This is a genomic window from Streptomyces luteosporeus (genome assembly GCF_039532865.1).
GTDB classification, from domain to species: Bacteria; Actinomycetota; Actinomycetes; order Streptomycetales; family Streptomycetaceae; genus Streptomyces; species Streptomyces luteosporeus.
Genome location: NZ_BAAASL010000019.1, coordinates 62,727 through 85,382 on the forward strand (window position 1 = coordinate 62,727; position 22,656 = coordinate 85,382).

The 22,656-nt window shown below is 75.0% G+C and carries 37 protein-coding genes; 19 read left to right on the forward strand and 18 right to left on the reverse strand.

Going from position 1 to position 22,656, the window contains the following annotated elements:
- Positions 1 to 103: 103 nt before the first annotated feature.
- The 8 genes from ABD361_RS23210 (at position 104) to ABD361_RS23245 (ending at position 5,119) form a co-directional block, all read left to right on the forward strand.
- On the forward strand, positions 104 to 634 hold the full coding sequence (locus ABD361_RS23210) for a hypothetical protein (RefSeq protein ID WP_344437492.1): 531 nt from the start codon (positions 104 to 106) through the stop codon (positions 632 to 634).
- Positions 635 to 810: 176 nt separating this feature from the next.
- The gene (locus tag ABD361_RS23215) at positions 811 to 1,395 is read left to right on the forward strand and encodes a hemerythrin domain-containing protein (protein WP_344437494.1); all 585 of its coding nucleotides are present in this window, start codon (positions 811 to 813) and stop codon (positions 1,393 to 1,395) included.
- Positions 1,392 to 1,868, forward strand: a complete 477-nt coding sequence (locus tag ABD361_RS23220) for a DUF6098 family protein (protein WP_344437496.1) — start codon at positions 1,392 to 1,394, stop codon at positions 1,866 to 1,868. Before ABD361_RS23215 ends, ABD361_RS23220 begins: the two co-directional genes overlap by 4 nt.
- 505 nt (positions 1,869 to 2,373) lie before the next feature.
- Positions 2,374 to 3,357, forward strand: coding sequence for a glycosyltransferase family 9 protein (locus ABD361_RS23225; protein ID WP_344437498.1), 984 nt, complete (start codon positions 2,374 to 2,376; stop codon positions 3,355 to 3,357).
- Positions 3,354 to 4,232 (forward strand): glycosyltransferase family 2 protein, encoded by an 879-nt coding sequence (locus ABD361_RS23230; RefSeq protein WP_344437500.1) that lies wholly within the window; start codon positions 3,354 to 3,356, stop codon positions 4,230 to 4,232. The genes ABD361_RS23225 and ABD361_RS23230 overlap by 4 nt, the downstream gene beginning before the upstream one ends.
- A gap of 131 nt (positions 4,233 to 4,363) precedes the next feature.
- The gene (locus ABD361_RS23235) at positions 4,364 to 4,564 is read left to right on the forward strand and encodes a hypothetical protein (protein ID WP_344437502.1); all 201 of its coding nucleotides are present in this window, start codon (positions 4,364 to 4,366) and stop codon (positions 4,562 to 4,564) included.
- A gap of 71 nt (positions 4,565 to 4,635) precedes the next feature.
- Entirely contained in the window at positions 4,636 to 4,815 is a 180-nt protein-coding gene (locus ABD361_RS23240; RefSeq protein ID WP_344437504.1) for a hypothetical protein, read from the forward strand.
- An 88-nt stretch (positions 4,816 to 4,903) separates the two neighbouring features.
- Positions 4,904 to 5,119 carry a hypothetical protein gene (locus ABD361_RS23245; RefSeq protein ID WP_344437506.1) on the forward strand — a complete coding sequence of 72 codons (216 nt, stop codon included), beginning with the start codon at positions 4,904 to 4,906 and terminating at the stop codon, positions 5,117 to 5,119.
- A 140-nt stretch (positions 5,120 to 5,259) separates the two neighbouring features.
- Here ABD361_RS23245 and ABD361_RS23250 read toward each other — a convergent pair whose 3' ends face one another.
- The 3 genes from ABD361_RS23250 to ABD361_RS23260 all read right to left on the reverse strand — a co-directional run bounded on the left by ABD361_RS23250 (position 5,260) and on the right by ABD361_RS23260 (position 6,890).
- Positions 5,260 to 5,673 carry a ChaB family protein gene (locus tag ABD361_RS23250; RefSeq protein ID WP_344437508.1) on the reverse strand — a complete coding sequence of 138 codons (414 nt, stop codon included), beginning with the start codon at positions 5,671 to 5,673 and terminating at the stop codon, positions 5,260 to 5,262.
- Positions 5,674 to 5,723: 50 nt separating this feature from the next.
- Entirely contained in the window at positions 5,724 to 6,671 is a 948-nt protein-coding gene (locus ABD361_RS23255; protein WP_344437509.1) for an SDR family NAD(P)-dependent oxidoreductase, read from the reverse strand.
- A 63-nt stretch (positions 6,672 to 6,734) separates the two neighbouring features.
- Positions 6,735 to 6,890, reverse strand: coding sequence for a hydrophobic protein (locus ABD361_RS23260; protein ID WP_344437512.1), 156 nt, complete (start codon positions 6,888 to 6,890; stop codon positions 6,735 to 6,737).
- A 168-nt stretch (positions 6,891 to 7,058) separates the two neighbouring features.
- On the opposite strand from ABD361_RS23260, the gene ABD361_RS23265 reads away from it, so the two are divergent.
- Entirely contained in the window at positions 7,059 to 7,250 is a 192-nt protein-coding gene (locus ABD361_RS23265; protein WP_344437514.1) for a DUF2795 domain-containing protein, read from the forward strand.
- 109 nt (positions 7,251 to 7,359) lie between these two features.
- On the opposite strand, the gene ABD361_RS23270 is transcribed toward ABD361_RS23265, so the two are convergent.
- The 4 genes from ABD361_RS23270 to ABD361_RS23285 all read right to left on the reverse strand — a co-directional run bounded on the left by ABD361_RS23270 (position 7,360) and on the right by ABD361_RS23285 (position 10,091).
- Positions 7,360 to 8,172 (reverse strand): SDR family oxidoreductase, encoded by an 813-nt coding sequence (locus ABD361_RS23270; protein ID WP_344437516.1) that lies wholly within the window; start codon positions 8,170 to 8,172, stop codon positions 7,360 to 7,362.
- Positions 8,173 to 8,303: 131 nt separating this feature from the next.
- Positions 8,304 to 8,525 carry a hypothetical protein gene (locus ABD361_RS23275; protein WP_344437518.1) on the reverse strand — a complete coding sequence of 74 codons (222 nt, stop codon included), beginning with the start codon at positions 8,523 to 8,525 and terminating at the stop codon, positions 8,304 to 8,306.
- A 303-nt stretch (positions 8,526 to 8,828) separates the two neighbouring features.
- Entirely contained in the window at positions 8,829 to 9,716 is an 888-nt protein-coding gene (locus tag ABD361_RS23280) for an RNA polymerase sigma factor SigF (protein WP_344437520.1), read from the reverse strand.
- A 204-nt stretch (positions 9,717 to 9,920) separates the two neighbouring features.
- Positions 9,921 to 10,091 (reverse strand): hydrophobic protein, encoded by a 171-nt coding sequence (locus ABD361_RS23285; protein WP_344437522.1) that lies wholly within the window; start codon positions 10,089 to 10,091, stop codon positions 9,921 to 9,923.
- 162 nt (positions 10,092 to 10,253) lie between these two features.
- On the opposite strand from ABD361_RS23285, the gene gvpO reads away from it, so the two are divergent.
- From gvpO to ABD361_RS23325, 8 genes are all read left to right on the forward strand, one after another.
- Positions 10,254 to 10,571, forward strand: a complete 318-nt coding sequence (gene gvpO / locus ABD361_RS23290) for a gas vesicle protein GvpO (RefSeq protein ID WP_344437524.1) — start codon at positions 10,254 to 10,256, stop codon at positions 10,569 to 10,571.
- A gap of 99 nt (positions 10,572 to 10,670) precedes the next feature.
- Entirely contained in the window at positions 10,671 to 11,093 is a 423-nt protein-coding gene (gvpJ, locus tag ABD361_RS23295) for a gas vesicle protein GvpJ (protein WP_344437526.1), read from the forward strand.
- Positions 11,090 to 11,806, forward strand: coding sequence for a GvpL/GvpF family gas vesicle protein (locus tag ABD361_RS23300; protein ID WP_344437529.1), 717 nt, complete (start codon positions 11,090 to 11,092; stop codon positions 11,804 to 11,806). The genes gvpJ and ABD361_RS23300 overlap by 4 nt, the downstream gene beginning before the upstream one ends.
- Positions 11,803 to 12,021 carry a gas vesicle protein GvpG gene (locus ABD361_RS23305; protein WP_344437531.1) on the forward strand — a complete coding sequence of 73 codons (219 nt, stop codon included), beginning with the start codon at positions 11,803 to 11,805 and terminating at the stop codon, positions 12,019 to 12,021. Before ABD361_RS23300 ends, ABD361_RS23305 begins: the two co-directional genes overlap by 4 nt.
- Entirely contained in the window at positions 12,018 to 12,335 is a 318-nt protein-coding gene (locus ABD361_RS23310) for a gas vesicle protein (RefSeq protein WP_344437534.1), read from the forward strand. The genes ABD361_RS23305 and ABD361_RS23310 overlap by 4 nt, the downstream gene beginning before the upstream one ends.
- Complete coding sequence (locus ABD361_RS23315; protein ID WP_344437536.1) at positions 12,332 to 13,147, forward strand: GvpL/GvpF family gas vesicle protein; 816 nt, start codon at positions 12,332 to 12,334, stop codon at positions 13,145 to 13,147. Before ABD361_RS23310 ends, ABD361_RS23315 begins: the two co-directional genes overlap by 4 nt.
- Positions 13,144 to 13,347, forward strand: a complete 204-nt coding sequence (locus ABD361_RS23320) for a gas vesicle protein (protein WP_344437538.1) — start codon at positions 13,144 to 13,146, stop codon at positions 13,345 to 13,347. The genes ABD361_RS23315 and ABD361_RS23320 overlap by 4 nt, the downstream gene beginning before the upstream one ends.
- Positions 13,344 to 13,610, forward strand: a complete 267-nt coding sequence (locus tag ABD361_RS23325; RefSeq protein WP_425583300.1) for a gas vesicle protein K — start codon at positions 13,344 to 13,346, stop codon at positions 13,608 to 13,610. Before ABD361_RS23320 ends, ABD361_RS23325 begins: the two co-directional genes overlap by 4 nt.
- 38 nt (positions 13,611 to 13,648) lie before the next feature.
- Here the strand turns inward: ABD361_RS23325 and abc-f are convergent, their stop codons facing one another.
- The gene (gene abc-f / locus ABD361_RS23330; RefSeq protein WP_344437540.1) at positions 13,649 to 15,292 is read right to left on the reverse strand and encodes a ribosomal protection-like ABC-F family protein; all 1,644 of its coding nucleotides are present in this window, start codon (positions 15,290 to 15,292) and stop codon (positions 13,649 to 13,651) included.
- Positions 15,293 to 15,517: 225 nt separating this feature from the next.
- The gene (locus ABD361_RS23335) at positions 15,518 to 15,943 is read right to left on the reverse strand and encodes a pyridoxamine 5'-phosphate oxidase family protein (protein ID WP_344437542.1); all 426 of its coding nucleotides are present in this window, start codon (positions 15,941 to 15,943) and stop codon (positions 15,518 to 15,520) included.
- A 105-nt stretch (positions 15,944 to 16,048) separates the two neighbouring features.
- Between ABD361_RS23335 and ABD361_RS23340 the strand changes: the two genes are divergently transcribed.
- The gene (locus tag ABD361_RS23340) at positions 16,049 to 17,086 is read left to right on the forward strand and encodes an ABC transporter permease (RefSeq protein ID WP_344437544.1); all 1,038 of its coding nucleotides are present in this window, start codon (positions 16,049 to 16,051) and stop codon (positions 17,084 to 17,086) included.
- A gap of 132 nt (positions 17,087 to 17,218) precedes the next feature.
- Positions 17,219 to 17,485 carry a WhiB family transcriptional regulator gene (locus ABD361_RS23345; protein WP_344437546.1) on the forward strand — a complete coding sequence of 89 codons (267 nt, stop codon included), beginning with the start codon at positions 17,219 to 17,221 and terminating at the stop codon, positions 17,483 to 17,485.
- 18 nt (positions 17,486 to 17,503) lie between these two features.
- On the opposite strand, the gene ABD361_RS23350 is transcribed toward ABD361_RS23345, so the two are convergent.
- Genes ABD361_RS23350 through ABD361_RS23390 form a run of 9 tightly spaced genes read right to left on the reverse strand, consistent with a single transcriptional unit; the run spans position 17,504 to position 22,653 of the window.
- A complete protein-coding gene (locus ABD361_RS23350; RefSeq protein ID WP_344437548.1) occupies positions 17,504 to 17,923 on the reverse strand; it encodes a phage holin family protein in 420 nt (139 codons plus the stop codon).
- A gap of 15 nt (positions 17,924 to 17,938) precedes the next feature.
- On the reverse strand, positions 17,939 to 18,496 hold the full coding sequence (locus ABD361_RS23355; protein WP_344437550.1) for a DUF892 family protein: 558 nt from the start codon (positions 18,494 to 18,496) through the stop codon (positions 17,939 to 17,941).
- 16 nt (positions 18,497 to 18,512) lie between these two features.
- Positions 18,513 to 18,644 (reverse strand): DUF6893 family small protein, encoded by a 132-nt coding sequence (locus tag ABD361_RS23360; protein WP_344437552.1) that lies wholly within the window; start codon positions 18,642 to 18,644, stop codon positions 18,513 to 18,515.
- Positions 18,645 to 18,650: 6 nt separating this feature from the next.
- Complete coding sequence (locus tag ABD361_RS23365) at positions 18,651 to 19,490, reverse strand: hydrogenase maturation protease (protein WP_344437554.1); 840 nt, start codon at positions 19,488 to 19,490, stop codon at positions 18,651 to 18,653.
- Positions 19,487 to 20,587, reverse strand: a complete 1,101-nt coding sequence (locus ABD361_RS23370) for a hypothetical protein (protein ID WP_344437556.1) — start codon at positions 20,585 to 20,587, stop codon at positions 19,487 to 19,489. Before ABD361_RS23370 ends, ABD361_RS23365 begins: the two co-directional genes overlap by 4 nt.
- On the reverse strand, positions 20,584 to 21,273 hold the full coding sequence (locus ABD361_RS23375; RefSeq protein ID WP_344437558.1) for a DUF6084 family protein: 690 nt from the start codon (positions 21,271 to 21,273) through the stop codon (positions 20,584 to 20,586). The genes ABD361_RS23370 and ABD361_RS23375 overlap by 4 nt, the downstream gene beginning before the upstream one ends.
- Positions 21,270 to 21,506, reverse strand: coding sequence for a hypothetical protein (locus tag ABD361_RS23380; protein WP_344437560.1), 237 nt, complete (start codon positions 21,504 to 21,506; stop codon positions 21,270 to 21,272). Before ABD361_RS23380 ends, ABD361_RS23375 begins: the two co-directional genes overlap by 4 nt.
- Positions 21,507 to 21,514: 8 nt before the next feature.
- Positions 21,515 to 22,129 (reverse strand): DUF5947 family protein, encoded by a 615-nt coding sequence (locus tag ABD361_RS23385; RefSeq protein ID WP_344437562.1) that lies wholly within the window; start codon positions 22,127 to 22,129, stop codon positions 21,515 to 21,517.
- On the reverse strand, positions 22,126 to 22,653 hold the full coding sequence (locus ABD361_RS23390; protein WP_344437564.1) for a NifU family protein: 528 nt from the start codon (positions 22,651 to 22,653) through the stop codon (positions 22,126 to 22,128). The genes ABD361_RS23385 and ABD361_RS23390 overlap by 4 nt, the downstream gene beginning before the upstream one ends.
- Positions 22,654 to 22,656: the final 3 nt, after the last annotated feature.

Here is a 22,656-nt window from a genome sequence, read left to right on the forward strand (position 1 = left end):
GCTCCATTAATGGCGGCCGTGACGCGCGTCATGGGAGCCCGGCGCGCCGGCCGGTACCGTTACGGGTTCTCCCGCACCCGAGCCGAATGGTTTCTGGTTCCTCGTGTCCGCAGACCTCACCCCGCTCATCGCCGCCACCACCCAGTGGCTCACCCGCGCCTACGCGCCCACCGGCGGCGCCCTGAGCGCCGCCCTCGCCCAGACGCAGGCCCGCCAGGCCGTCACCGCCGCCGCCTGGCTGCGCTACCCCACCGAGCTCGACGCCGCCCTGGTCGTCGTCGCCGGGCCCGGCGGCTCCGCCCGCCTCGACTGGATCAGCGGCGCGGACTGCACCGACCTCGACACGGACGGTGCTCACGCGTGGCGGACCTGGGTCGACGAGGTCGTCGCCAGCTGGGCGGCCTGCCTGCTCTCCGACCCCGCCCTGGCCCGCACCGCGGCCGCCGCGGCCGCCGGCACCGACCACGCGGGCGGTCTGCCCGTCGACTTCCGCCGTCTGACCGCCCCCGACGACGGCGACCGGCGCGCGGCCGCCCTGCTGCGCCACCCCGACCTGGTCGCACCCCTGGCCGACCTGCACCGCCCGGCGCTCCTGCAGCACCTCGACGCCACCGCAGGCCCCCTCGCCGCCTGACCGAGCCCGACGGAGCCGACGGAGACCGACGGAGACCGGCCGCGCCGCGCCCGCCGCCGGACGCCGTATCCCACTCGGCCAGGCGAATGAAAAGCCGCCCCCGCGGCTGCTGCGACCGGACCACAACGGGTACCCGGTACCGGCGTATCCGCCGTCCGATCCGACAGGGAGTGGTCATGGCACAAAGGGCCCACGAGGGCGCCGCAGGCGCGCAGGACGACGTGGTGACGCTGCTCAAGCAGCAGCACCAGCAGATCCGCGAACTCTTCCGCGAGGTCGAGGCCAGCGGCGGCACCTCGCGCAAGGACGCCTTCAACCGCCTGGTGCGCCTGCTGGCCGTCCACGAGACGGCCGAGGAGGAGATCGTCCACCCGGCGGCCCGGCGCGCCTTCGCCAGCGGCGACAAAGTCGTCGACGACCGGCTGCGCGAGGAACACGACGCCAAGCAGGTCCTCTCCGAACTCGAGGACATGGACCCCGAGAGCCCCGAGTTCATGCCCACCCTCAACGCGCTGCGCGACGACATCGAGGCCCACGCCGACGCCGAGGAACGGCTGGAGTTCGACCGGCTGCGCGAGGCCCACGACCCCCGCCGGCTCGCCAGCATGGCCAAGGCCGTACGGACCGCGGAGGCCATGGCCCCCACCCACCCCCACCCGGGCGTCGAGAGCGCGACGAAGAACATCCTCCTCGGACCCTTCGCCGCCATCGCCGACCGCACCCGCGACGCCGTGCGGAAGGCCATGGGCGACGGCAAGTGACACGGCGCCGCCCCGCGGCGGCGCAGCCCGGCCTCCCCGTGCTCACCACCCTCGACGCGGTGGCCGCCCTTGTCGAACGCGTCGGCGAGCCCCTGTACGTACGGTGGTCCCGCGGGCCCGAGCCGGACCTCGCCCACCACGCGGGCGCCTCCAGCACCGACGACCTCACCGGCACCAGCCTGCCCGGGCTGTCGGCCAACCCCCTCGGCGTCGAACCCTGGTGGTCCGACCGCCCCGTCCGGCTGTGGGTGGCCAGACGCCTGCACGACTACAGCCACCTGCGCCACGACAAGGCGCCCGGGGTGCGCCCCTGGGTCCTGTCCGGCCGCGAGGCCGGCCGCGGACCCGACAACGAACCCCTCGTCCGCGACGTGCGCCCCATGGCCTGGATCGACCCCCGCGTGATCGACGAGGCGGAGGACGAGGTCCGCCGCCAACGCGGCCCCTGGGGCCCCCTGCGCCGCGCCCCCTGACGCCCCGAGATGTGCCCGGCCCGGTTGTGTGCCAGCCTGCTGCTGAACCGGGCCCTCCGCGGCCCCGCCGCCCCCGCGGAAGGGAGCACCCCATGCGGCCCACCCCGCCGTCGCCCCATTGCGGAGCGCCGCCCCTGCGGAGGGCGGCGCGCCGGCCCCGTTGCGGCCCGTTCGAAGCGGTCCGCCGAGCGGCTGCCGCCGCGTGGGCGCGACACGGCATCCCGTCTGCGGGCGCGTCGTGGCTTGTCGCGCAGTTCCCCGCGCCCCTTACGGGGCACTGCACCAGCCCACGGCGCCCCGTAGGGGCGCGGGGCGGCGTCGCATCTGCGGCTGCCGCCGCGGGACAGGCGCGGCCGGCCGCCCCCCTGGCCGTCAAGGACCGGCCCGGGGGTCGGTCGGAGGAGGCCGCGCCCGCGGGGCGGCGGCCGGGGCCGGGGCGGCCTGGGCCGCGGGGGCGGCGGGGGCGGCCGGACGAGGGCGGCAATCCGGCGCGGCGGGGGCCCTCGTGACGTCCTGTCATCCCACCGCGGTGGCGCTGCGCGCCGGCCCGCAGCGGCCCCGGCTGCTGGTGCTGCGGGCGCTCGGTCTGGGCGACCTGCTCGCCGGCGTGCCCGCGCTGCGGGCCCTGCGCCGGGCGCATCCCGGCCACGAGATCGTGCTCGCCGCCCCGCCCGGCCTCGCCGCGGCGGCCGCCGCGTGCGGTGCCGTGGACACCCTGCTGCCGGCCGCGGCGCCCGGGCGGGCCGTACCGCGCAGCATCCCGTGGGACGCGCCGCCCCCCGCCGTCGCGGTCGACCTGCACGGCAACGGGCCGCCCAGCCACCGCGTGCTGGCCTCCCTCGCCCCGGGCCGTCTGCTGGGCTTCGCCCGCGCCGGGGCGCCCGGCATCGACGGCCCCCGCTGGTCGCCGGACGAGCACGAGCGCGCACGCTGGTGCCGGCTGCTGCGCTTCTACGGCATTCCCGCCGACCCGGACGACCTGGCCCTCGACCCGCCCCCCGGGGCCTCGCCCGCGCCCGGCGCTGTCGTCCTGCACCCCGGTGCCGGTTCCGCCGCCCGCTGCTGGCCCGCCGAGCGGTACGCGGAAGTGGCCCGCCGCCTGCTGGATCGGGGGGAGCGCGTGGTGGTCACCGGGGGGCCCGGCGAGGAGGACCTGGTCGCCCGGGTGGCCGCGCCCGGTGCCGAGCCACTGGGCGGCGGGCTGCCCTTCCCCGTCCTGTCCGCCCTGGTCGCCGGCGCCCGGGCCGTCGTCAGCGGCGACACCGGCATCGCCCACCTCGCCGTCGCCCACGCCACCCCCAGCGTCACCCTCTTCGGCCCGGTGGCACCCGCCCTGTGGGGGCCCCCGCCGCTGCCGCGGCACCGCGCCCTGTGGCACCCCGGCCCCCCGGGCGACCCGCACGCGTCGCGCCCCGACGCGCGGCTGCTGCGCATCACCCCCGACGAGGTCCTGGACGCCCTGGCCGGGCTCGCCGCGGTGAGCGCGTGACACCCGGCGTCGGCGTCGTCGTCGCCACCCGAGACCGCAGGGCCTCCCTGGCCCGCACCCTGCAGCGGCTGACCGGCCTCCCGGAGCGGCCCGAGATCCTCGTCGTCGACAACGCCTCCACCGACGGCACCGCCGCCATGGTCCGGGAGCGCTTCCCGTACGTCCGGGTGCTGCGCCTGCCCCGCAACCGCGGCGCGCTCGCGCGCACGCACGGCGTGCGCCACGCACGGGCGCCGTACATCGCGTTCTGCGACGACGACTCGTGGTGGGCGCCCGGCTCCCTGGCCCGGGCCGTCGCTCTGATGCGCGACCATCCGCGGCTGGGCCTGCTCGCCGGAGCCGCCCTGATCGGCCACGACGAGCGGCCCGACCCCATGAACGCGGCCCTGGCGGCGTCACCACTGGGCCGTGCCCCCGACCTGCCCGGCCCCAGCGTGCTGGGCTTCCTGTGCTGTGCCGCCGTCGTCCGCCGCGAGGCGTACCTGCAGGCGGGAGGCTTCCACCCGGTCCTGTTCTTCGGGGGCGAGGAGAGCCTGCTGGCCTACGACCTGGCGGCCCGCGGCTGGGGCGTGGTGCACCGCCCCGACGTCGTCGCCCACCACCACCCCGAGCCGTTGCACCGCGCCGGCCGCGACGTGCGCTGGCGGCGCAACGAGCTGCTGACCTGCTGGTTGCGCCGCCCGCTGCCGCGCGTTCTCGGGCACACCCTGCAGACCGCCGCCGAGGCCCGTCACGACCCTGCCGTCCGGCGCGCCCTGTACGAGGCGCTGGCCCGGCTGCCGGTGGTCGTGGCGCACCGCCGGCGGCTGCCGGCGACCGTCGAGGCGGACGTCCGCCTGCTGGAGAAGGCCGGCGGGCCCGGCGCCCACGGGTGACGCGCCGCCCGCCGCGCCACCGGCACGGGCCGCGCCTACGCTGGTGACAGGGGGCGGGTTTTCGCCGGCGGCGACCGGCAAGGCGCACCAACAGCAAGCGCAACGACACGTACGCACGCGTGGAGGACGCGATGGGCAAGAACCCCCAGCAGAGCGCTGTGCACCGGAGCAAGAAGGGCGCCACCGTCCAGAACTCGGCGGAGGCCAAGGCGGGCCAGGACCGCTCGGTGGGCCCCGGCGGTTCCCGGCGGGCGCACGGGAGCGACAAGGGCGCCAAGGGAGGCGGCCGCGGTGGCGCGGTGCCGCCCGAGCAGCAGTCCGACAAGCCCTGAACCCCTGATCCGAACCCGCCGGACCCACTGGACCCGCCGGATACCCGGACCCGAAAAGGAGCGGCACTGCCATGGAGCGCCAGAGCGACAAGCACGGGCCGAAGAAGGACGACGAGCTGAAGCGGGAGATGCGTACGGCGCAGACCCGCGACGGCCGTCCCACACGGACCGAGGAGTGGCGCGAGCCCGAGGCGCTGACCCCGGAGGAGGCCGAGCCCCTCGACGAGCACCGCCCGCGCAAGCCGAGCTGAGGCCGGCGCTGCGCCACACCGGCGCACTCCGTGCCCCGCCACGAGCGGGCTGCGTGATCCGCGGGGCGTGCCGCACTAGTGTGCCGCCATGGACAAGCAAGAGCCCCCGGTCGTCGTCCACCCGCTCGTGGAGGGCACCCGCATGGTGAAGATCCACGGCGATTCGGTGGGCAAGGCCCACTCCCTGCGGGACCTGCAGGACTTCATGCGCCGCTACGGGCTGGACACCGTCGACCTCGACAACTCCGCGCTCGTCGAGTGGCGCGGCGGCGGCAGCAGCGTCTGGCCCGAGACGAGCCTGTGACCTAGCGGTCGCGGTGCACGCGGCACGAGGGCGCCCCGTAAGGGGCGCGGGGAACTGCGCGACAAGCCACGACGTGCCCGCAGACGGAGTGCCCTCGGCTGCAGGCCGTCGGTGGCCGGTCGCGCAGTTCCCCGCGCCCCTTACGGGGCGCCGCGGCGCCGTGCGGCCGCGGTCTCGCGGGCGTTGGCCTTGCGGATCGCGTCGACGAGCTCGGCCTTCGCCATGGTCGAGCGGCCCTCGATGCCCAGTTCGCGGGCCACGTGGCGCAGGTGTTCCTTGCTCGCCTCGGTGTCGACTCCCTCGGCCGAGGCGCCGGAGGTGCCGCGGGGGCGGCGCGAGCGCTCGTCGGAGGGGCCCTTGCGGCCGTGTTCCTTGGGCTGCCAGTGGTCGCCGACCTTCTCGTGGGTGTGTTTGAGGGCCCCGAAGGCCACGCGGTGGGCGCGTTCGCCCTCGCCGTACTGCTCGACGGCCGAGTCGTGGGCCTTGATCCAGGTGCGGCGGGCCTTCGCGTCCGAGCGCCGGATGGTGTCGGGCAGTTCTTCACGTCCGGGCATGGTCGGTCCACCCCTTTCCTGTGTGCGTACCGGCCGCCCCTCTGGGCGGCTCAGGCGGCCCGCCGGCGGGCCCGCTGGTTGAAGCGGGCGGCCGCCCGGTCGTTGAGCACGGTGAGCCGGTGCAGGAGGGACGAGGAGACGCCCGCCGCCTCGTACCCCGGAACGAGGCGCTCCGGCCGGGCACCGGCGTCCGGCAGCAGCCGGCAGGCGAGCGACAGGGCCCGGGTCGTGGTGGCCGGTGCCAGGCCGTGCATCCGCACCGCGGCCTTCGCCCAGGCGGTCAGGACGAGTTCCGGCCGGCGCCGCTCGGCGGCGCGGACGATGGCGCGGGCGGCCCGTTCGGCGTCCATGGACAGCCCCGGCAGCCCCGCGGCCGCGGCGAACCAGCCGTACTCCCGCGCCGCCTGCCCGCTGAAGCGGGCCGCGGTGTGCGAGCCGGTGCGCATGAGCCCCGGCACCACCGTGGTGACGCTGATGCCCTCGCCGGCGAGCTCGGCCCGCAGGCCCTCGGACAGGCCCGCGGTGGCGAACTTCGCCGCGCCGTAGGGCAGCAGGTGCGGGGCGGCGATGCGGCCGCCGATGGACGACACGTTCACGATGCGGCCCTCGCCGCGCTCCCGCATGCCCTCCAGGGCGGCCAGCGTCAGCCGCAGCGGCCCGAAGAACATGGTCTCCATCGCGGCGCGGAAGTCCTCCTCCCGCATGGCCCGCAGCGGCCCGACCTGGATCACTCCGGCGTTGTTCACCAGGACGTCCACACTGCCGAACGCCTCGGTGGTACGGGCCACCAGGCGCTCGGCAGCGGAGGGTTCGCTCACGTCGGCCGCGACCGAGGCGACCTCGGCACCGTCCTCGCGCAGCATGCGCTCGGCGCGGCGCAGCCCGGCCTCGTCACGGGCGCAGAGCATCACCGCGCAGCCGCGCCGGGCCAGCTCGCGGGCGACCAGCAGGCCCAGGCCCCGCGAGGAGCCCGTCACCAGGGCGGCTCTGCCCTGCAAGTGATCATGGTGCCCCAGCGCCATCGCATCACCTCCGCAGCGGCCCGAGGGCCGCCTCGGGTTCTACCAGCGGTACCAGCGGCCTCCGCCGGAGCGCATCAGGAAGCCCAGCAGCCACAGGATGAGGACGGCCAGGGCGATCCACCACAGGACCTTGATGGCGAATCCAGCGCCGAAGAGGATCACGACGAGGACCAGAACCAGCAACAGTGGCACCACAATGATCACCTCCGCAAGGGGGACCTTTCCACTGTCCAGTGTCCTCCCGGCGGGCCCGTCGTGCTCACCGAGCCGCTCGCGGCGGCCCGGCCGGCGGGCGCTGGGCCGTCGGGGTGAATCGCCGGCGACCCGCTCATGTCGCGCACCGGGCCGGTTACCCCGGGGGCCATGACAGTGAACCCCATCCAGCTCCAGAAGTCCCTCGGCGGCGTGGACTACCCCGCGTCCAAGGAGACCCTCGTGGAGCACGCCAAGAGCCACGGTGCCGACAAGAAGACGGTCGACGCCCTGAGCGCCATGCCCAAGAAGAGCTACGGATCCCCGGCGGAGGTCACCAAGGAGGCGACGAAGAAGGGATGAGCTGACCCGACGCACCGCGGAGCACTCCTGTCCGCCGCCGGAACGCCGGTCCCCCGAGGCCGGCGGCCCGGCGGCGGGCTTGCGCGCGCCCGGGCCCGCCGCGGCGGGCTCACGGCACGCGCCAGGAGTCGTCCCGCAGGTGGGAGCCGGCCTGCGGGCCCATGCGCAGCATGCCGCCGTCCACGCTCCACGAGGCCCCGGTGACGTAGCCGGCCTCCGGCCCGGCCAGGAAGGCGATGACGGCGGCCACCTCCCGCGCGTCCCCCGGCCGTCCCAGGGGCACGCCCGGCCTGCTCACGCCGTGGACGTCGACGTCCTCCTGCCCGGTCATGGGCGTGGCGATCTCGCCGGGGGCGACCGCGTTGACGGTGATGCCGTGCTCGGCCAGTTCCAGGGCCATCACCTGCGTGAGCAGGCCGAGCCCGCCTTTGGCGGCGCAGTAGGGAGCCGCTCCCACCCGCGGCTGGTGCTCGTGGACGCTGGTGACGTTGACGATCCGGCCGCCGCCGCCCTGCCGGATCATGCGGCGCGCCGCCCGCTGCGCGCACAGCAGCGGGCCGACGAGGTTCACGTCGAGCACCTCGCGGACCGCCTCCAGCGGCACCTCGACGAAGGGGGCCCGTACGCCCGTCCCGGCGTTGTTGACCAGGACGTCGAGGCGCCCGAGTTCCTCGGCCAGCCCGTCGACGGCGTCGGCGGCCGCGGGCAGCTCGGTGAGGTCCATGGGCGCGATCGCCGCCCGCCGGCCCAGGGCGCGTACCTCGGCGGCGGTGCCCCGGGCGCCGTCGAGGTCGCGGTGGTAGGTGATGCCGACGTCGAGGCCGGCGCGGGCCAGCCGGACGGCCGTGGCCCGGCCGATGCCGGAGTCGGCGCCGGTCACCACGGCCACGCCCCCGGTGGCACCGCTGTGCTGCGCGTCCATGAGGTCCCCTTCTCCCGGTGGTCGTCGGGGGCGGATGCGCCCCCGTCCCGGCATCCTTGCCACGGCCGCCGCCGTGTCTCACAGCGGCCCGGGCGGGACGGGCCCGCCCGGGCCGCCGCGGTGAGGCGCCCTCAGGCGGCGTGCCGGCCACGGGAACGGTGCCGGGGCCCGTCCTCGGCGGGCGGCCCCGGCAGGGCCCGCAGCCTCCTCACGGGCGCCTGCTGCCCGTCCGGTGCGGCGGGCTCCCGCACCCGGGTGGCGGAACCATTCTTCAGAAGACGTTCCTCGTACTGGCCCAGGGCGAGCACCAACCCGAGCAGCAGGGGCGGCAGGAGAAGGGCGACGACGACCACGAGGGGCTCCTTCCGGCGTCGGCTTGCGGCACGGACGCGTACCAGGAGGCGGCTTGCCCCCGCGAGCCGGAACAAACACGAAGAACCGGCCGGTACCGGCACGCAGATCCGCAAGGACGGGCGACACCGCGCCCGTGGCACACGCGCCGCACGGCCACCCGGCACGCTACGCATCTCGCCGTAGTGCGGCCGCCGGACCGCGGGCGACGCAGTACCGTCGCTCCTACGCGTCCCGACCCGCCCGCACCCGCGCAGGTGCGCAGCTCGCGTGCGACCACCGCCGGGAGACGGCGGCACCCGTGCTCAGCCGTCGGTGAGCATGTGCTCGCGCAGCCGCGCGAGCGTGCGGCTCAGCAGCCGCGAGACGTGCATCTGGGAGATGCCCAGCTGCGCCCCGATCTGGGACTGCGTCATCTCCTGGCCGAAGCGCATCCCCAGGATCCGCCGCTCGCGCTCGTCCAGGCACGGCAGCAGGCGCTCGAGGACGTGCAGGTTCTCGACCTTCTCCAGGTTCTCGTCGGTGGTGCCGATCCGCTCCGACCACGGCCGGGCACTGCCGTGGCCGCGCTGCGGTGCCTCGTCGGCGGGCATGTCGAGGGAGTTGGCCCGGTAGCCGTTGCTGGCGATCCTGGCCTCGATGACCTCCTCGTCCGACAGGTTCATCACCTCGGCCAGCTCGCGGACGCTGGGGGAGCGGCCGAGCCGGCTGGAGAGCTCGTCGGTGGCCTTGGCCAGCTCCACCCGCAACTCCTGCAGCCGCCGCGGCACATGCACGGCCCAACCGGTGTCACGGAAGAAACGCTTGATCTCACCAGTGACGTAAGGAATGGCGAACGTGGTGAACTCGACCTCGCGCGTCAGGTCGAAGCGGTCGATCGCCTTGATCAGACCGATCGTGCCGACCTGGACGATGTCCTCCATCTGCTCGGCGCGGCCGCGGAACCGCCCGGCGACGAAGCGCACGAGCGAGAGGTTCATCTCTATCAGGGTGTTGCGCACGTACTGGTAGTCGTGCGTGCCCTCCTCCAGCACGGCCAGGCGGTCGAGGAAGACCTTCGTCAGGGCCCGGGCGTCGCGCGGATCCACGCTGCCCGCGTCGTCCACCCGCGGCAGCGGGTCCGCCGCGGACTTCGGCGCGGCGATACCGCTCCGCCGGGTCGTCACCGACCGCGTCGCGCTGGTGCCGGTCATGTCACAGCCTCCTTTGCGTCTGCAGTCCCACAGAGCTGCTCCTGCCCGGAGCACGGCGGGTCACTCCGTCCCCGACGCACTTGTTCCGCACTTCTTTCGGACGTGCGCCGGCGGACGGTGAACGACCAGGGGCCGCCGGGTGGATTCCCGGCGGCCCCTGCGCGGTGGGTGTGCGACGTCCACGCGGGAAAGCGATTCACACGCTCACCATCGGTACCAGCGACCCCGGCCACCTCCCGTCCCCGCGGAGCGCATGACGAAGCCGAGGAGCCAGATCACCAGGACCGCGACGGCGAACCACCACAGGACCTTGATGGCGAATCCGGCGCCGAAGAGGATCAGGGCGAGGAGCAGAACAAGGAGCAGAGGAACCATAGTTATCAACCTCCGACGGTTCGTGTTCCCGGAATTACCCCGGTTACTCCACGGCCCGCTCGACGAACGGGCGCACGGTGGTTTTTCTCCTTCCCGTGTTTGAGCGGCCCACACCACGGTATCCGCAGCAGCAGGCCCGTCGACCGAAACCGAGAGGGGCCCATGACCGACTCCGAGAAGACATCCGGTACACCCGACGAACGCGGAATCGAACGCTCCGCCCCGTCGGCCGTACAACTGCTCCGCGCCGCCCGCGAACAGTTCGCCGAACTCACCGGACTGCGCCCCGAGGGCCTGGCCCGGTTCGAGCGGACACAGGACGGCGGCTGGGTGCTGGAGGCCGAAGTGGTCGAGCTCTCCCGCATTCCCGACACGATGAGCGTGATGGCGCTCTACGAAGTCACCCTCGATTCCGACGGCATGCTCACCGGCTACCGCCGGCTGCGCCGCTACGAACGGGGAAGGACCGATTCCCGTTAGTTCCACGGGAAGGGTGGGAGCGAGGAAAGCGGGTCCAGGAGGTACCGGAGGGAATTCCCGGCCGGGAAATCCCGCAGAAGGACGAGAGGAAGTCTTTCGATGAGCGTTGTCCCCGCACCACAGGGCGGCGGGGGTGCAGGCGGTACCAGCGGTCTGTACGACGTCCTGGAGCTGGTGCTCGACCGCGGCCTGGTGATCGACGCCTTCGTGCGCGTCTCCCTGGTCGGCATCGAGATCCTGAAGATCGACGTGCGTGTCGTCGTCGCGAGCGTCGACACCTACCTGCGCTTCGCCGAGGCCTGCAACCGCCTCGACCTGGAAGCCGGCCCGCACCGCAGCGCGGGCCTGCCCGACCTCGTCGGCAACGTCACCGAGGGCGTCACCGAAGGCGGTGCCCGGGGCAAGACCAAGGGCGCCATCTCCGGGGCCGCGCAGAGCATCGCGGACGCGGTGCAGCAGGTGCGCGGCGACTCCCAGGGATCCCGCCGCGGCGCCTCCCGCAAGAAGGAGGAGAGCGAGTGAGCACCTACGTCTACGGCATCGCACGCGCCGCCGACGCGGGCCTGCCGGCCGGCCTCACCGGCATCGGCGACCCCGCGCTGCCGGTGCGCCTGGTGACGGCCGCCGGCCTGGCCGCGGTCGTCAGCGACTGCCCCACCGAGCTGCGGCCCAAGCGGCGCGACCTGCTCGCCCACCAGCGCGTCCTGGCCGAGGTCGGCCTGCACACCACCGTGCTGCCCATGCGCTTCGGCAGCGTCTCCGACGACGACGAGAAGGTGCGCGAGGTCCTCGCCGAGCACACCGACCGCTACCGCGACCGACTCGACCGCCTCGCAGGGCGCGTCGAGTACAACGTCAAGGCGGTCCACCACGAGGACGCCGTCCTCCACCTCGTCCTCGCCGAGGACGCCGGCCTGCGCACCCTGGCCGAGGCCAACCGCGCCGACGGCGGCGGCTCCTACGAGCAGCGTCTGCAGTTCGGCGAGAAGGTGGCCGCAGCCGTGCGCGAGCGCGAGATGCGCGACGCCCGGCTGCTGCGCGAGGCCCTCGCCCCACGGGCGGAGGACGAGCGCCCCGGCCCCGACAGCGGCGGATGGTTCCTCAACGTCTCCTACCTGGTGCCCGAATCCGGCGCCGGAGCGCTGCTGGAGGAGGCGGAGCGGCTGCGCCGCGCCCACCCCCACATCGACCTGACGATCCACGGACCGCTGCCGGTCTACAGCTTCGTCGAATGATCGGCTTCGTCGGCTGGGTCCTGCGCCGGGTCGTCGACGAGGCCGAGCGCCTCTACTACGACCCGGCCGTCGTCCGGGCCGAACTGAAAGCGCTGGAGGAAGAACTGATGCGCGGGGAGATCGACGAGGAGGAGTTCGACCGGCGCGAGGACGCGCTGCTCGAACGGCTGGAGGAAGTCCGGCTGCACACCCCGGGGAGGAGCTGGACGCCATGACCCCCGACCGGCCCGGGCCGCCGGCCACCACCGCCTCCGGCGCCAACCTGGCCGACATCCTGGAGCGGGTGCTCGACAAGGGCGTGGTCATCGCCGGCGACATCCGCGTGAACCTCCTCGACATCGAACTGCTGACCATCAAGCTCCGCCTCGTCGTCGCCTCCGTCGACAAGGCCAAGGAGATGGGCATCGACTGGTGGGAGAGCGACCCGGCCCTCTCCTCCGGCGCCCGCCGCCGGGAACTGGGCGCCGAGAACGAGCGGCTGCGGGCCCGCGTCGCCGAACTCGAGCAGCACAGGGAGGAACACCGGTGAACCACCCCGACACCGGGCGGCTGCTGTACGCCTACGCCGTCGCCCGCGACACCCCCGCCCTCGGCGCCGTCGCCCTGCGCACGGTCACCGGCGTTGCCGGCGAGCCCGTACGCGCCGTACGTCACCAGGGGCTCACCGCCCTCGTCGGGGCGGTGGACGCCGCGGACTTCGGCGAGCGGGCCCTGCGCGCCCGCCTGGAGGAACTGTCCTGGCTGGAGAGCACCGCCCGCGCCCACCAGCGGGTCGTCGACGCGGCCGGCGCCACCGGCACCTGCGTCCTGCCGCTGCGCCTGGCGACGGTCTACCGCGACGAGGCCTCGGTGCGCGCGATGCTCCAGGAGCGGGGCGCACACCTGGCCGCCACCCTGGAGCGCCTCGACGGCCGCGTCGAGTGGGGCGTCAAGGTCCACGCCAGGGCGCCCGGGGCCACGACGGCCGCCCCGCGCGCCCCCAGCAGCGGCCGGGACTACCTGCGCCGCCGCATCTCGGCGCGCCGGGCGCACGAGGAGGACGCCCGGCGCGCCGAGGAGACCGCGCACGACATCCACGCCGCACTCACCGCCCTCGCCGAGGAGACCCGCCTGTACCCGCCGCAGCACGCCGGCCTCACCGGCCGCAACCTGCTCAACGCCGCCTACCTCGTGCCCCGCACCGCCGGCGACCGCTTCACCGCGGCCGTCGCCCGCCTGACCGGCTCCGCCCCGGCGGACGGCGCGGAGGTGGAGCTGACCGGGCCCTGGGCGCCCTACTCCTTCGCCGGGCCCGCCGCCGGCGACGAGGAGGAACCGGCGAGGACGCGGGAGCCGTCGTGACGCCCGGCGGCGAGCTCGCCGGACGGCGGATCGCGCTGGTGGACCTGCTCGACCGGCTGCTCGCCGGCGGCGTGGTGCTGGCCGGCGACCTCACCCTGCGGATCGCCGACGTCGACCTCGTCCGCATCGACCTGCACGCGCTGATCAGCTCCGTCGGCGAGCGCGTCCCCGCACCCTGGGAGGAGGCGAACGCACCGTGACCCGCCGCGTGGAGCTGGACCGGGACACCGTCGAGCGCGACCTGGTCCGGCTGGTCCTCACCATCGTCGAACTGCTGCGCCAGCTGATGGAACGCCAGGCACTGCGCCGGGTCGAGGCCGGCGACCTCACCGAGGAGCAGGAGGAACGCATCGGCACGACCCTGATGCTGCTGGCCGAGCGCATGGAGGAGCTCGCCGCCCGCTACGACCTCACCCCGGAGGACCTCAACCTCGACCTCGGCCCCCTGGGCACCCTGCTGTGATCACCGCACCAGGGCCCCGCCCCCGACCGGCCTCGGGATCAGCTCCCGGTCGCCGCGGGATCCCCGGTCTCCGTCAGCGCACCTGCCGATAGATCGAGCCACCGGTTCACCCCGATCTCCCGCAGGAACCGCTCGTCGTGGCTGACCACGACGAAGGCCCCACGGTAGGAGTTCAGGGCGCCGGCCAGCCGGGCCACGCCGACCAGGTCGAGGTTGTTCGTCGGCTCGTCCAGGAGCAGCAGATGGGGGGCCGGTTCGGCGCACAGGACGCAGGCCAGCGTGGCGCGCAGGCGTTCACCGCCGGAGAGCACGCCGACTGGCAGGTGCGCCCGGGCGCCGCGGAAGAGGAAGCGGGCCAGGAGGTTCATCCGTTCGGCCTCCGGCCGGCCCGGTGCGGACGCGGCGAAGTTGTCGGCGACGGTGGCCTGCGGATCCAGCAGGTCGAGGCGCTGCGAGAGGTAGGCGATCCGGCCCCGGGCCCGCTTGATGCGTCCGCTGTCGGCATCCAGGTCGCCGCCGATCAGGCGCAGCAGCGTGGTCTTGCCGGCGCCGTTGGGGCCGGTGAGCGCGATCCGCTCGGGGCCGCGGATGTTCAGCTCCAGGCCGTCCTCCGTGAAGACGGCCCGGCCGTCGCGGCGGACCTGCATCCCCTCGCCGAGGAAGAGGGTGCGCCCGGCGGGCACCTCGGTGTCGGGCAGGTCGAGGATGAGCCGCTGTTCCTCGCGCAGCGAGCGCTCGGCCTCGTCCAGGCGCGCCCGGGCCTCGGTGATCCGCGTCGCGTGCATCTGACCCGCCCGGCCGGCGGACTCCTGGGCCCCGCGCTTCATGGTGCCGGCGAAGATGCGGGGCAGGCCGGCGTTCTTGAGGTTGCGGGCGGCGTTGCTCGCACGGCGCTCGGCGCGTTCGCGGGCCTGCTGCATCTCCCGCTTCTCGCGCCTGAGTTCCTGCTCGGCGTTGCGGACGTTCTTCTCGGCGGCTTCCTGCTCGGCCCGCACCGCCTCCTCGTACGCGGTGAAGTTGCCGCCGTGGAAGCGCAGTTCGCCGCCGTCCAGCTCGGCGATGCGTTCCATGCGGTCGAGCAGGGCGCGGTCGTGGCTGACGACGAGCAGGGTGCCGGAGAAGTCCGTCAGCACGTCGTAGAGCCGGTGGCGGGACTTCAGGTCGAGGTTGTTCGTGGGCTCGTCGAGCAGCAGCACGTGCGGTCGCCTCAGCAGCTGGGCCGCGAGCCCGAGCGAGACGACCTGGCCGCCGCTGAGCGTGGCCAGGCTCCGGTCGAAGGACAAGTCCGCCAGGCCCAGGCGCTGCAGTTGGGCGCGGGTGCGTTCCTCGATGTCCCAGTCGTCGCCGATCGTCGCGAAGTGCTCCTCGCCGACGTCGCCCGACTCGACGGCGTCCAGGGCGCGGATCACCTCGGCCACGCCGAGCACCTGCGCGACGGTCATGTCGCGCTGCAGGGGGAGGGTCTGAGGGAGGTAGCCCGTCGTGCCGGGCACGGACACCGAGCCGGCGTCGGGCTCGAGCTCGCCGGCGATGAGCTTCAGCAGCGTGCTCTTGCCCGCGCCGTTGGGGGCGACCAGCCCGGTGCGGCCGGAACCCATCGCGAAGGACAGGTCCTGGAAGACGGGGGTCGCGTCGGGCCAGGAGAAGGACAGGTGGGAGCAGACGACGGAAACGTCGGACATGGAACGACCTCGAAAGAAGCACGGGCACGCGCACGGGTTGCCACAGGCAGACACGCGTGCCACAGGCAGACAAGGGAAAAGGAGACGACGAAGAGGCCACGGCGGCGCTTCAGCGCGCGACCGACGGCCGAACGACTCGGGTATCACCCGGAGATGTCGTCGTCACTCACCATGTCTGCGGCTCCTCGCTGATCGAGAACGTCTCCCGCACTGTAACAGCCGGGACTAGAACGCTCCCATGTCCGCCGAGAGCCAGTGCTCCGGGCGCATGTAAATGGCCACGTGCTCGCCCAGATGCGTCTGTTCGTACTCCACGAAGGCCGCCACCCGCTCCGGCGGCAGGTAGCGCGCGGCCATCTCCCAGGACAGCTCCCGGCTGCCGGGGACGATCCGGGTGACCGGTCCCTCCACGGACACGTAGCGCACGGTCGGGTCCGTCCGCTGCGCCATCAGGCTGAATCTGCCCGCCGCCTTGATGGCCTGCGCCTTCCGCGAGTGCGGACCCGTGTGGATCCACAGCTCGCCACCGGGCGCGTAGTGGTACCAGATCGGGACGGTCAGCGGCCCTCGCCCGGGCTGCCCGGTCACCGCCAGCGCACCGATGTGGGGTTCGGCCAGGAACTGCTCTCGTTCGTCACCGGACAACGCCATGTGTTCGAAGGTAGCACCGGCTGCCGGTCATCGGCGCGGGATGCGGGCCGTCCGCCCGGCGGCACCGGCCGCGCCGGATCCCGATCCTCCGCTTATTGTGACGGCATGGGTGGCAAGGACGACCCCGCGACGGAGCGGCGACGGTGGACGGCCTTCCGGCATTCGCCGTTCTTCCCCGCGGTCGTCGTCTGCCTCATCACGGCCGCGGGCGCGGGCCTGTTCGCCGGCTCGTACACGTACGCCATGGCCAACCCCACGCCCCACAACATCCCCACCGCCGTCACCGGGGTGCCCCCGCCCGAGGTCACCCGCGCCGCCTTCGTGCAGGGCATGGAGAAGGCGCTCGGAGCCGAACTCAGGCTCCGGCACTACGACACCTACGCCGACGCCCGCCGGGCGGTCGAGGAGCAGAAGGTCTACGCGATCCTGCGCGAGCGCCCCGACTCCGCCGAACTGGACGTCTCCGGGGCCTCCGGCGCCACCGTCGCCCAACTGCTCGCCCAGACCGCCCCGCAGGTCGGCCGGGCCATCGGTGCCCCCGTCATGGTCAAGGACATCAACCCCCTGCAGAAGGGCGACCCGCGCGGGCTGGCGCTGTTCTACATCACCCTCGCCGCCGTCGTCGTCGGCTTCGTCGGCGCCATCCAGCTCAGCGTCAACGCCGCCGCCCTCAACCCGGGCGAGCGCATCGCCTTCACGGCCGTCTACGCCCTGCTCGGCGGGTTCGCCATCGCCGCCATCGTGGACTGGGGCCTGGGCGCCCTGCGCCTGCCCTTCGTGGAGTCCTGGCTGATCCTGGCGCTGACGATGTTCACCTCCGGCATGGTCTTTTCGATGTTCAATGCCTTGATGGGGCGCTGGGCCATGCTGCCCACCTGGGGCCTGATGGTGCTGCTGGGCAACCCCTCCTCCGGCGGCGCCGTCTCCTGGCCGCTGCTGCCCTCGCTCCTGGGCACGATCGGACGCTGGCTGCCGCCCGGCGCCTCCGTCAACGCCCAGCACACCGCGGTCTACTTCCATCACCACCAGCACTTCTTCCCCTTCGCCGTACTCGTGGTGTGGGCGGCCGTGGCGTGCGCGGTCTTCTGGACCTGGCGCCACCGCCACCCCGGCGGCCGGCCACCGCTGCGCCCGGCCCGCTGACGTCCGCAGCCGCAACGGCGCCAGGAACCGGCCACCCGCCGCGCATAACCGCGCCGTCCCCGGTTAGCCGCTACCGGGAACGCCACAACGGCGGACTGGCAACCCACCGGCGACAGGGAGGAAGCGCGCGCAATGAACTGGCGGCAGTACGCCAAATGCCGGTACGAGGACCCCGATCTGTTCTTCCCCATCGGCAGGAGCGGCCCTGCCCTCGCCCAGGCGCAGGACGCCAAATCGGTCTGCCGCACCTGCCCCGTGCAGGAGCAGTGCCTGCGGTGGGCGATGGAGACCGGGCAGGAGTACGGCGTGTGGGGCGGCACCAGCGAGGACGACCGGCGGGCCCTGCGCCGCGCCCGGCAGCGACGGCAGCGCGCCGCGGCCGAGGAGCACGCGGCCTGAAAGCGGCCTGAGAAGGCCTCACTCGCGGAACGGCGGCCCCTCGCGCACCTGGTCCAGGGCCTGCTGGGAGGCCGTGCGCACCTCGTGCAGCTGCCGGCGCCCCCACCACGCGAGGCCCGCGCCGCACACCGCGTACCCGGCGCCCAGTGCCGTGGCGGCGCACCGCCGGGGCATCGACCGCTCCAGGGCGGCCAGGGCCGCCTCGTGCGCCGAGAGCACCGCGAGCGCGCCGCACACCGCCGCGGCCGTCAGGGTGAGCGTGCCCAGCCCCGCCCGGCGCAGCGATGCCAGGGCCTCCGGGCGCGCCCGCTCCAGCTCGCGCCGCACGAGCTCCAGGACGTCGCGCGAGAGCCGTTCGGCGGCCGCCGCGAGGGTCGCGTCGTCCTCGGGCGGGTGAGCCCGCCCGGACCGCCGTGGTCCGCGCCGTGCATGTGACATGCCGCTTCCTCCCGCCTACCGCTGCCGGTCCCCGCCGGCGATGCCGCGCAGGGAGCGCGTCGTGCCGGGCGGCGGGGCGGAGAGCACCCCGGCGTGCCGCAGGGAGACGTCCAGCAGCAGGTCCCATTTGTCGTCGACGGCCGCGGCCGTCGCGCGCTCGTCGGCCAGGTGCCGCGCGGCGACCTCGGCGGTCGCCGCGTCCCCGGCGCGCCGCGCCAGGTGTCCCAGCAGTTCGTAGCCGGCGACGGCGGCGTGGATCAGGGTGTACGCATCGCGGGCGTGCTTGCCGGCGTGGTCGGCCCGCACCCGCGCCAGCAGCCCCTCGGCGAGGGCCGCGGCGGCCAGCCCCGAGTCCTTGGGCGCCGAGGCGTGCCGGTCGTGGGCGGCCAGCCGGTCCTCCAGCGCGGCCAGGTGAGCGCGCGTCAGCTCGCGGTGGTGCTCCAGCAGATCGCGCAGCTCGGGGGCCCCGGCGGTGGGGATCAGCGCGCCCAGCGCGGTGTCCACGAACTTCTCCAGCGCGTGGGCGTCCTGCAGGTGCGTGAGGAACACGTCCTCGATCGTCGGATGGCTCATGGTCGCGGGTCCGTCCTCACATGCTCTCCATCTTGATGTAGCGCACCGCGTCGGGCGTGCTGAAGGCGATGGCCGCGAGCGCGGCCGCGGCGAGCGCGCCCACCGCGATGCGCACCACGACCGCCGGGATGAAAATGCCGTTCCGCATGTCGAGTCACCTCCTCGCCGCGTCCGCAGTCAGCGCGCCGCGCGGGTCGCGCAGCAGCTCCTTCGTCAGCGACGGCAGCCACGCCGCGGCCTCGCCGACCGCGGCCCGCACCGGTGGGCTGAGCCCGACCTCCACGTCCGTCTCGTCGCCGCGCATCCGCAGCAGCGGCTCGCAGCCGAGCACGACGACGCGCGGCAGCTCCAGGCCCTCCTGGCGGGCCAGTTCGCGGGCCAGGGCGAGCACCTTGACCGGGTCCATGCCGTGCGCCCCGGGCACGTCCGCCAGGGCGCCGACGTCGTCGGGGCCGACGTCGAGGAGGTGGAGGGTGCCCGGGCTGCCGCCGCGCGGCGCCGCGTCCACGAGCACGGCCGCGTCGTAGCCCTCCAGCAGCCGGTAGGCCAGGTCCATGCCGCGGATGCCGAAGTCGGCGGCGTGCACGCCGTGCGGCAGGGACCGGCCCAGCAGGGCGTTGATCACCTCGGGGCCGAAGCCGTCGTCGGCCAGGAAGAGGTTGCCGATGCCCGCGACCAGCACGCGCCGGCCGGCCGCCGGCGGCCGCGCCGCGGCGTCCGGTCCGTCCGGCCCCGTGGTGGCGTACGGCTCGACCTCCTCCGGCGCGAAGAAGAAGCGGTGCCCCAGGCCCGTGGCGAAATCCCGCCCGGCGTCCCCGTGCAGGCTCACCACGAGGTGGACGCGGCCCTCCATGTCCTCCTCCACGGCCTCGACCTCGGCGGTGCGCCCGGTCAGTGCCAGGTCGAGCACGTCGGTGCGGTGCAGCGGCCGCAGCCGCACCGTGCTGCCGCGGCCGAGCCGTACGCCGGCGACGACCACCGTCCGGGCGTTCACACCGCCTCCCGGGAGGGGGCCGGTGCGGCGGGCGCGACGCCGCGGAGGGCGCCGTGCAGCGCCATCAGCTCGCGCGGGGACAGCGCGGCGCAGCGGTCGAGGATCTCCCGGGCCCGGGGATCGCTCGCCCGGGCCTCCTGCTGTTCCTCGGGGGTCAGGGCGAGCACGCTGAGGACCAGCAACTGGTCGATCTCGCCCCCGTCGAACATCGGCCCCGGGCTCTCGGGCGCGACCGAGGGGAAGTCCTCCAGCGTGACGGGCGAGGCCAGCACGGCGGCGCAGCGGTGCCGGTCGCCGTCCGGGGGCCCGTCGGGGCCGGCCACCAGGGCCGGCCACACGCCCTCGTTGCGGCACTCCCGCGCCGCCTGCGCGAGGGGGCCGGCGGGCGGGGCGGCGAGCGAGACGAACGCGCCCTCGCCGGCGCACTCCAGCACGGCGTGGGTGGAGAGGAAGGCGTGCCGGGCCAGCTCGTCGCGGGCCGTGCGCCGGCCCGGCACCACCGGCGGGCACGGCGAGGTGTTGTGCAGGGTGACGCCGAAGCGCCAGGCACCGCCGCCCAGCGGCACGGCCGCCACCTCCAGCTCCCCGGCCAGCGGCTGCCAGCTGCGCACCAGGCTGCCCTCCGGCTGCCCGTCCGCGCCCGTCAGCACCTCCTCGCAGCGGCCGCCCGGCACCTCGACGGGCACCCGCAGCGGGCCGTCGCCCGGCGACCACGGCGGCAGCGGCCACTCGCGCTCGGTGGCCTCCTGCCACGTCAGGTGCCGGGTGCCGGCGACGGTGAGGGCGTCGACCGGCTCCCGGCCGCCGTCCGGCAGCCGCCGGTGCACCTGCCGGTCGACGGCGTGCAGGAACCGCACCCGTCCCCGCACGCGCACTGCTCCGGCCGCCTCCAGCAGCACCTCCGTGCGCATCCGGTTCCGCTCGCCCAGGGCCGCCGCGCAGGCGGTGGGGAAGACGGCGCCGAACGTCCAGCGCCGGGTGTTCTTCAGCGCCGAGCGGCGGTAGGGCCACAGCAGGTAGCCCTCGTACAGGCAGGTACGGGTGATCTCCTCGACGGCCCGGGCGACCGTCCGGGCGGCGGCAGCGGGCGCGGTCATCCTGCGGTCCCCTCGACGAGGTCGCGGACGGTCTCGTCCCAGCCGGCCAGCGCCCGGCGGTCGCGGTGGGCGGCGAGGAGGTCGTGGGTCTCCCGGGAGACGCGCAGCCAGCTCTGCCCGCCGAAGTAGCGGCCCGTCAGCTCGTGCCACTGCCGGGCGGGCAGCCGGTGCACCGCCTCGCCGTTCCAGGAGATCTGCGAGGTGCGCAGCCTCCCGTCGTCCCCGGTGTGGAAGACCGTGCCGCTGAAGTGGAACTCCAGCGGCACCTCCCCGTCCCGCACCGCCTCGAAGTAGGCGGTCACGGCCAGCTCGCACTCGCGGGTGCAGGGCACGGGCAGCTCCAGGACCGTACGCGCGTCGAAGGGCGGTACGAACGTGGTCAGCCGCGCCCAGGACAGGGGCCGCATGCTGGTGGCCCACTGCTCGGGCCGCCCGAACAGGCGGGCCAGGGCGAGCCGTTCGCCGTCCGCCGGGCGCCGGCGCGCCGGCGCGATGCGCACGTCCGTGGTCAGCGCCACCGAGCGCACCGGACCGCCGCCGGTGCGGGTGAGGGACAGCCGGAAGGCCAGCGTGGGCACGGCGGCGTGCTCGAGCGGGCGGCAGCCGGTGACGGCGAACGACAGCTCGGCGATGTCCTCGCGCCGCGCCGGCCCGGGCGCGCACCCGGGGGCGGTGGGCGCGCTCATGCGGGGGAGAGGTTGGGCATGCCGGGCAGGATCGGGTTCTTCGGGCCCGGGTTGATGCCGGTCGACCGGCGGGAGGAGGACCGCTGGTCCTTCTGGTGGCCGGGCTGGCGTTTGTAGTGCCCGGTGTGGTTGCCCTGCCGTACGCCGCGGACGTGCGCGGGCTTGTCCGGGCGCACCTGCGGCCTGCCGACGGTGATGGCGGCCATGCCGGTCGACGCTTGCGTGCGGTCCATCTCGCCTCCTACAGCTCCCCGGGGGCCGGCGCGTCCGTCGCCAGCTCCCTGAAGAAATCCGTGATCCGGGCCCGGGCCGCGGGTCCTCCGGACAGGCCCTTCCAGTGTGCGCGGAGCACGGCCACCAGGCGACGGCAGTCGTCCACCGGGACGATCCAGTGCTCGCCCGCCTGCCGGTCCACCAGCAGCGCCTCCACCCCGGCGGCCGGGCGTGCCTGCTCGGGCAGGCCGGCGGCGAGCTCGCGCCACAGCTCGGCGTCCACGGCGGCGCACGGCGCCCCGAGCGGGCCGGGGTAGCTCGCCGTGGCCGCGCCGTCCCCCTCCTCGGGGACGAAGAACGCCAGGTGCACCGGCACGCCGAGCGCCGCCCACAGCAGGTCGTCGATCCGGTGGCCGGCGAGGCGGATCCGGCGCCGGGGCACCAGCCGGTAGCGCCCGGCCGCCTGGTGGCCGAAGAGCAGCGCGCACGCGCCGCAGGCGCACACCAGCGCCGTGCCGTCGGCGGCGTCGAGCAGGTGCCGGTGGCCGGCGGGCAGCAGGCCGGCGCACAGGTCGCAGCGCTGCGGCGGCGCCGCGGGCGGTGGCCGCCGGGCGAGGGCGCGCAGGCGCACGGCGGTGCTCACGGCACCTTCTCCCCGCCGGCACCGGCCCGGAAGAGCGCCTCCACCGGGATCAGCGCCTGCGCGGCCGCCGGGGCGCTCTCCTCCAGCTCCACGTGCTCGATCTCGGGCGCCGCCCACGTCACCGCCTCGCGGACCTGCTGCCGTGCCCGGTCGGCCGAGCAGCCGCAGCCGGCGGCATCGAGCCGGACGCGGGCCACCGTGCCCTCCACGGAGGTCAGCTCGGCGGCCCGGGCGGGGCGCAGGGTCGCCAGGGCGCGCCGCACCCGGTCGGCGGCCGGCTGCGGGTGCAGGTCGTGCACCAGCAGCAGGTGGCCGACGAGCTCGTCGGCCGCCAGCTCCGCCGCCGTCGCCTCGTCCACCTGCGCCAGGACGCGGGCCAGGCACTCGCCGTACAGGGCGACGACGGCGTGCAGGGCGTCGGCGGCCACCTCGCGCGCGGCCGGGCCGGGCAGCTCCTCCAGCCCGGCCAGCAACGCCTCGGTACGGGCGACCCGGGCGCGGGCCTCGTCACGGTTCCAGGGCATGGA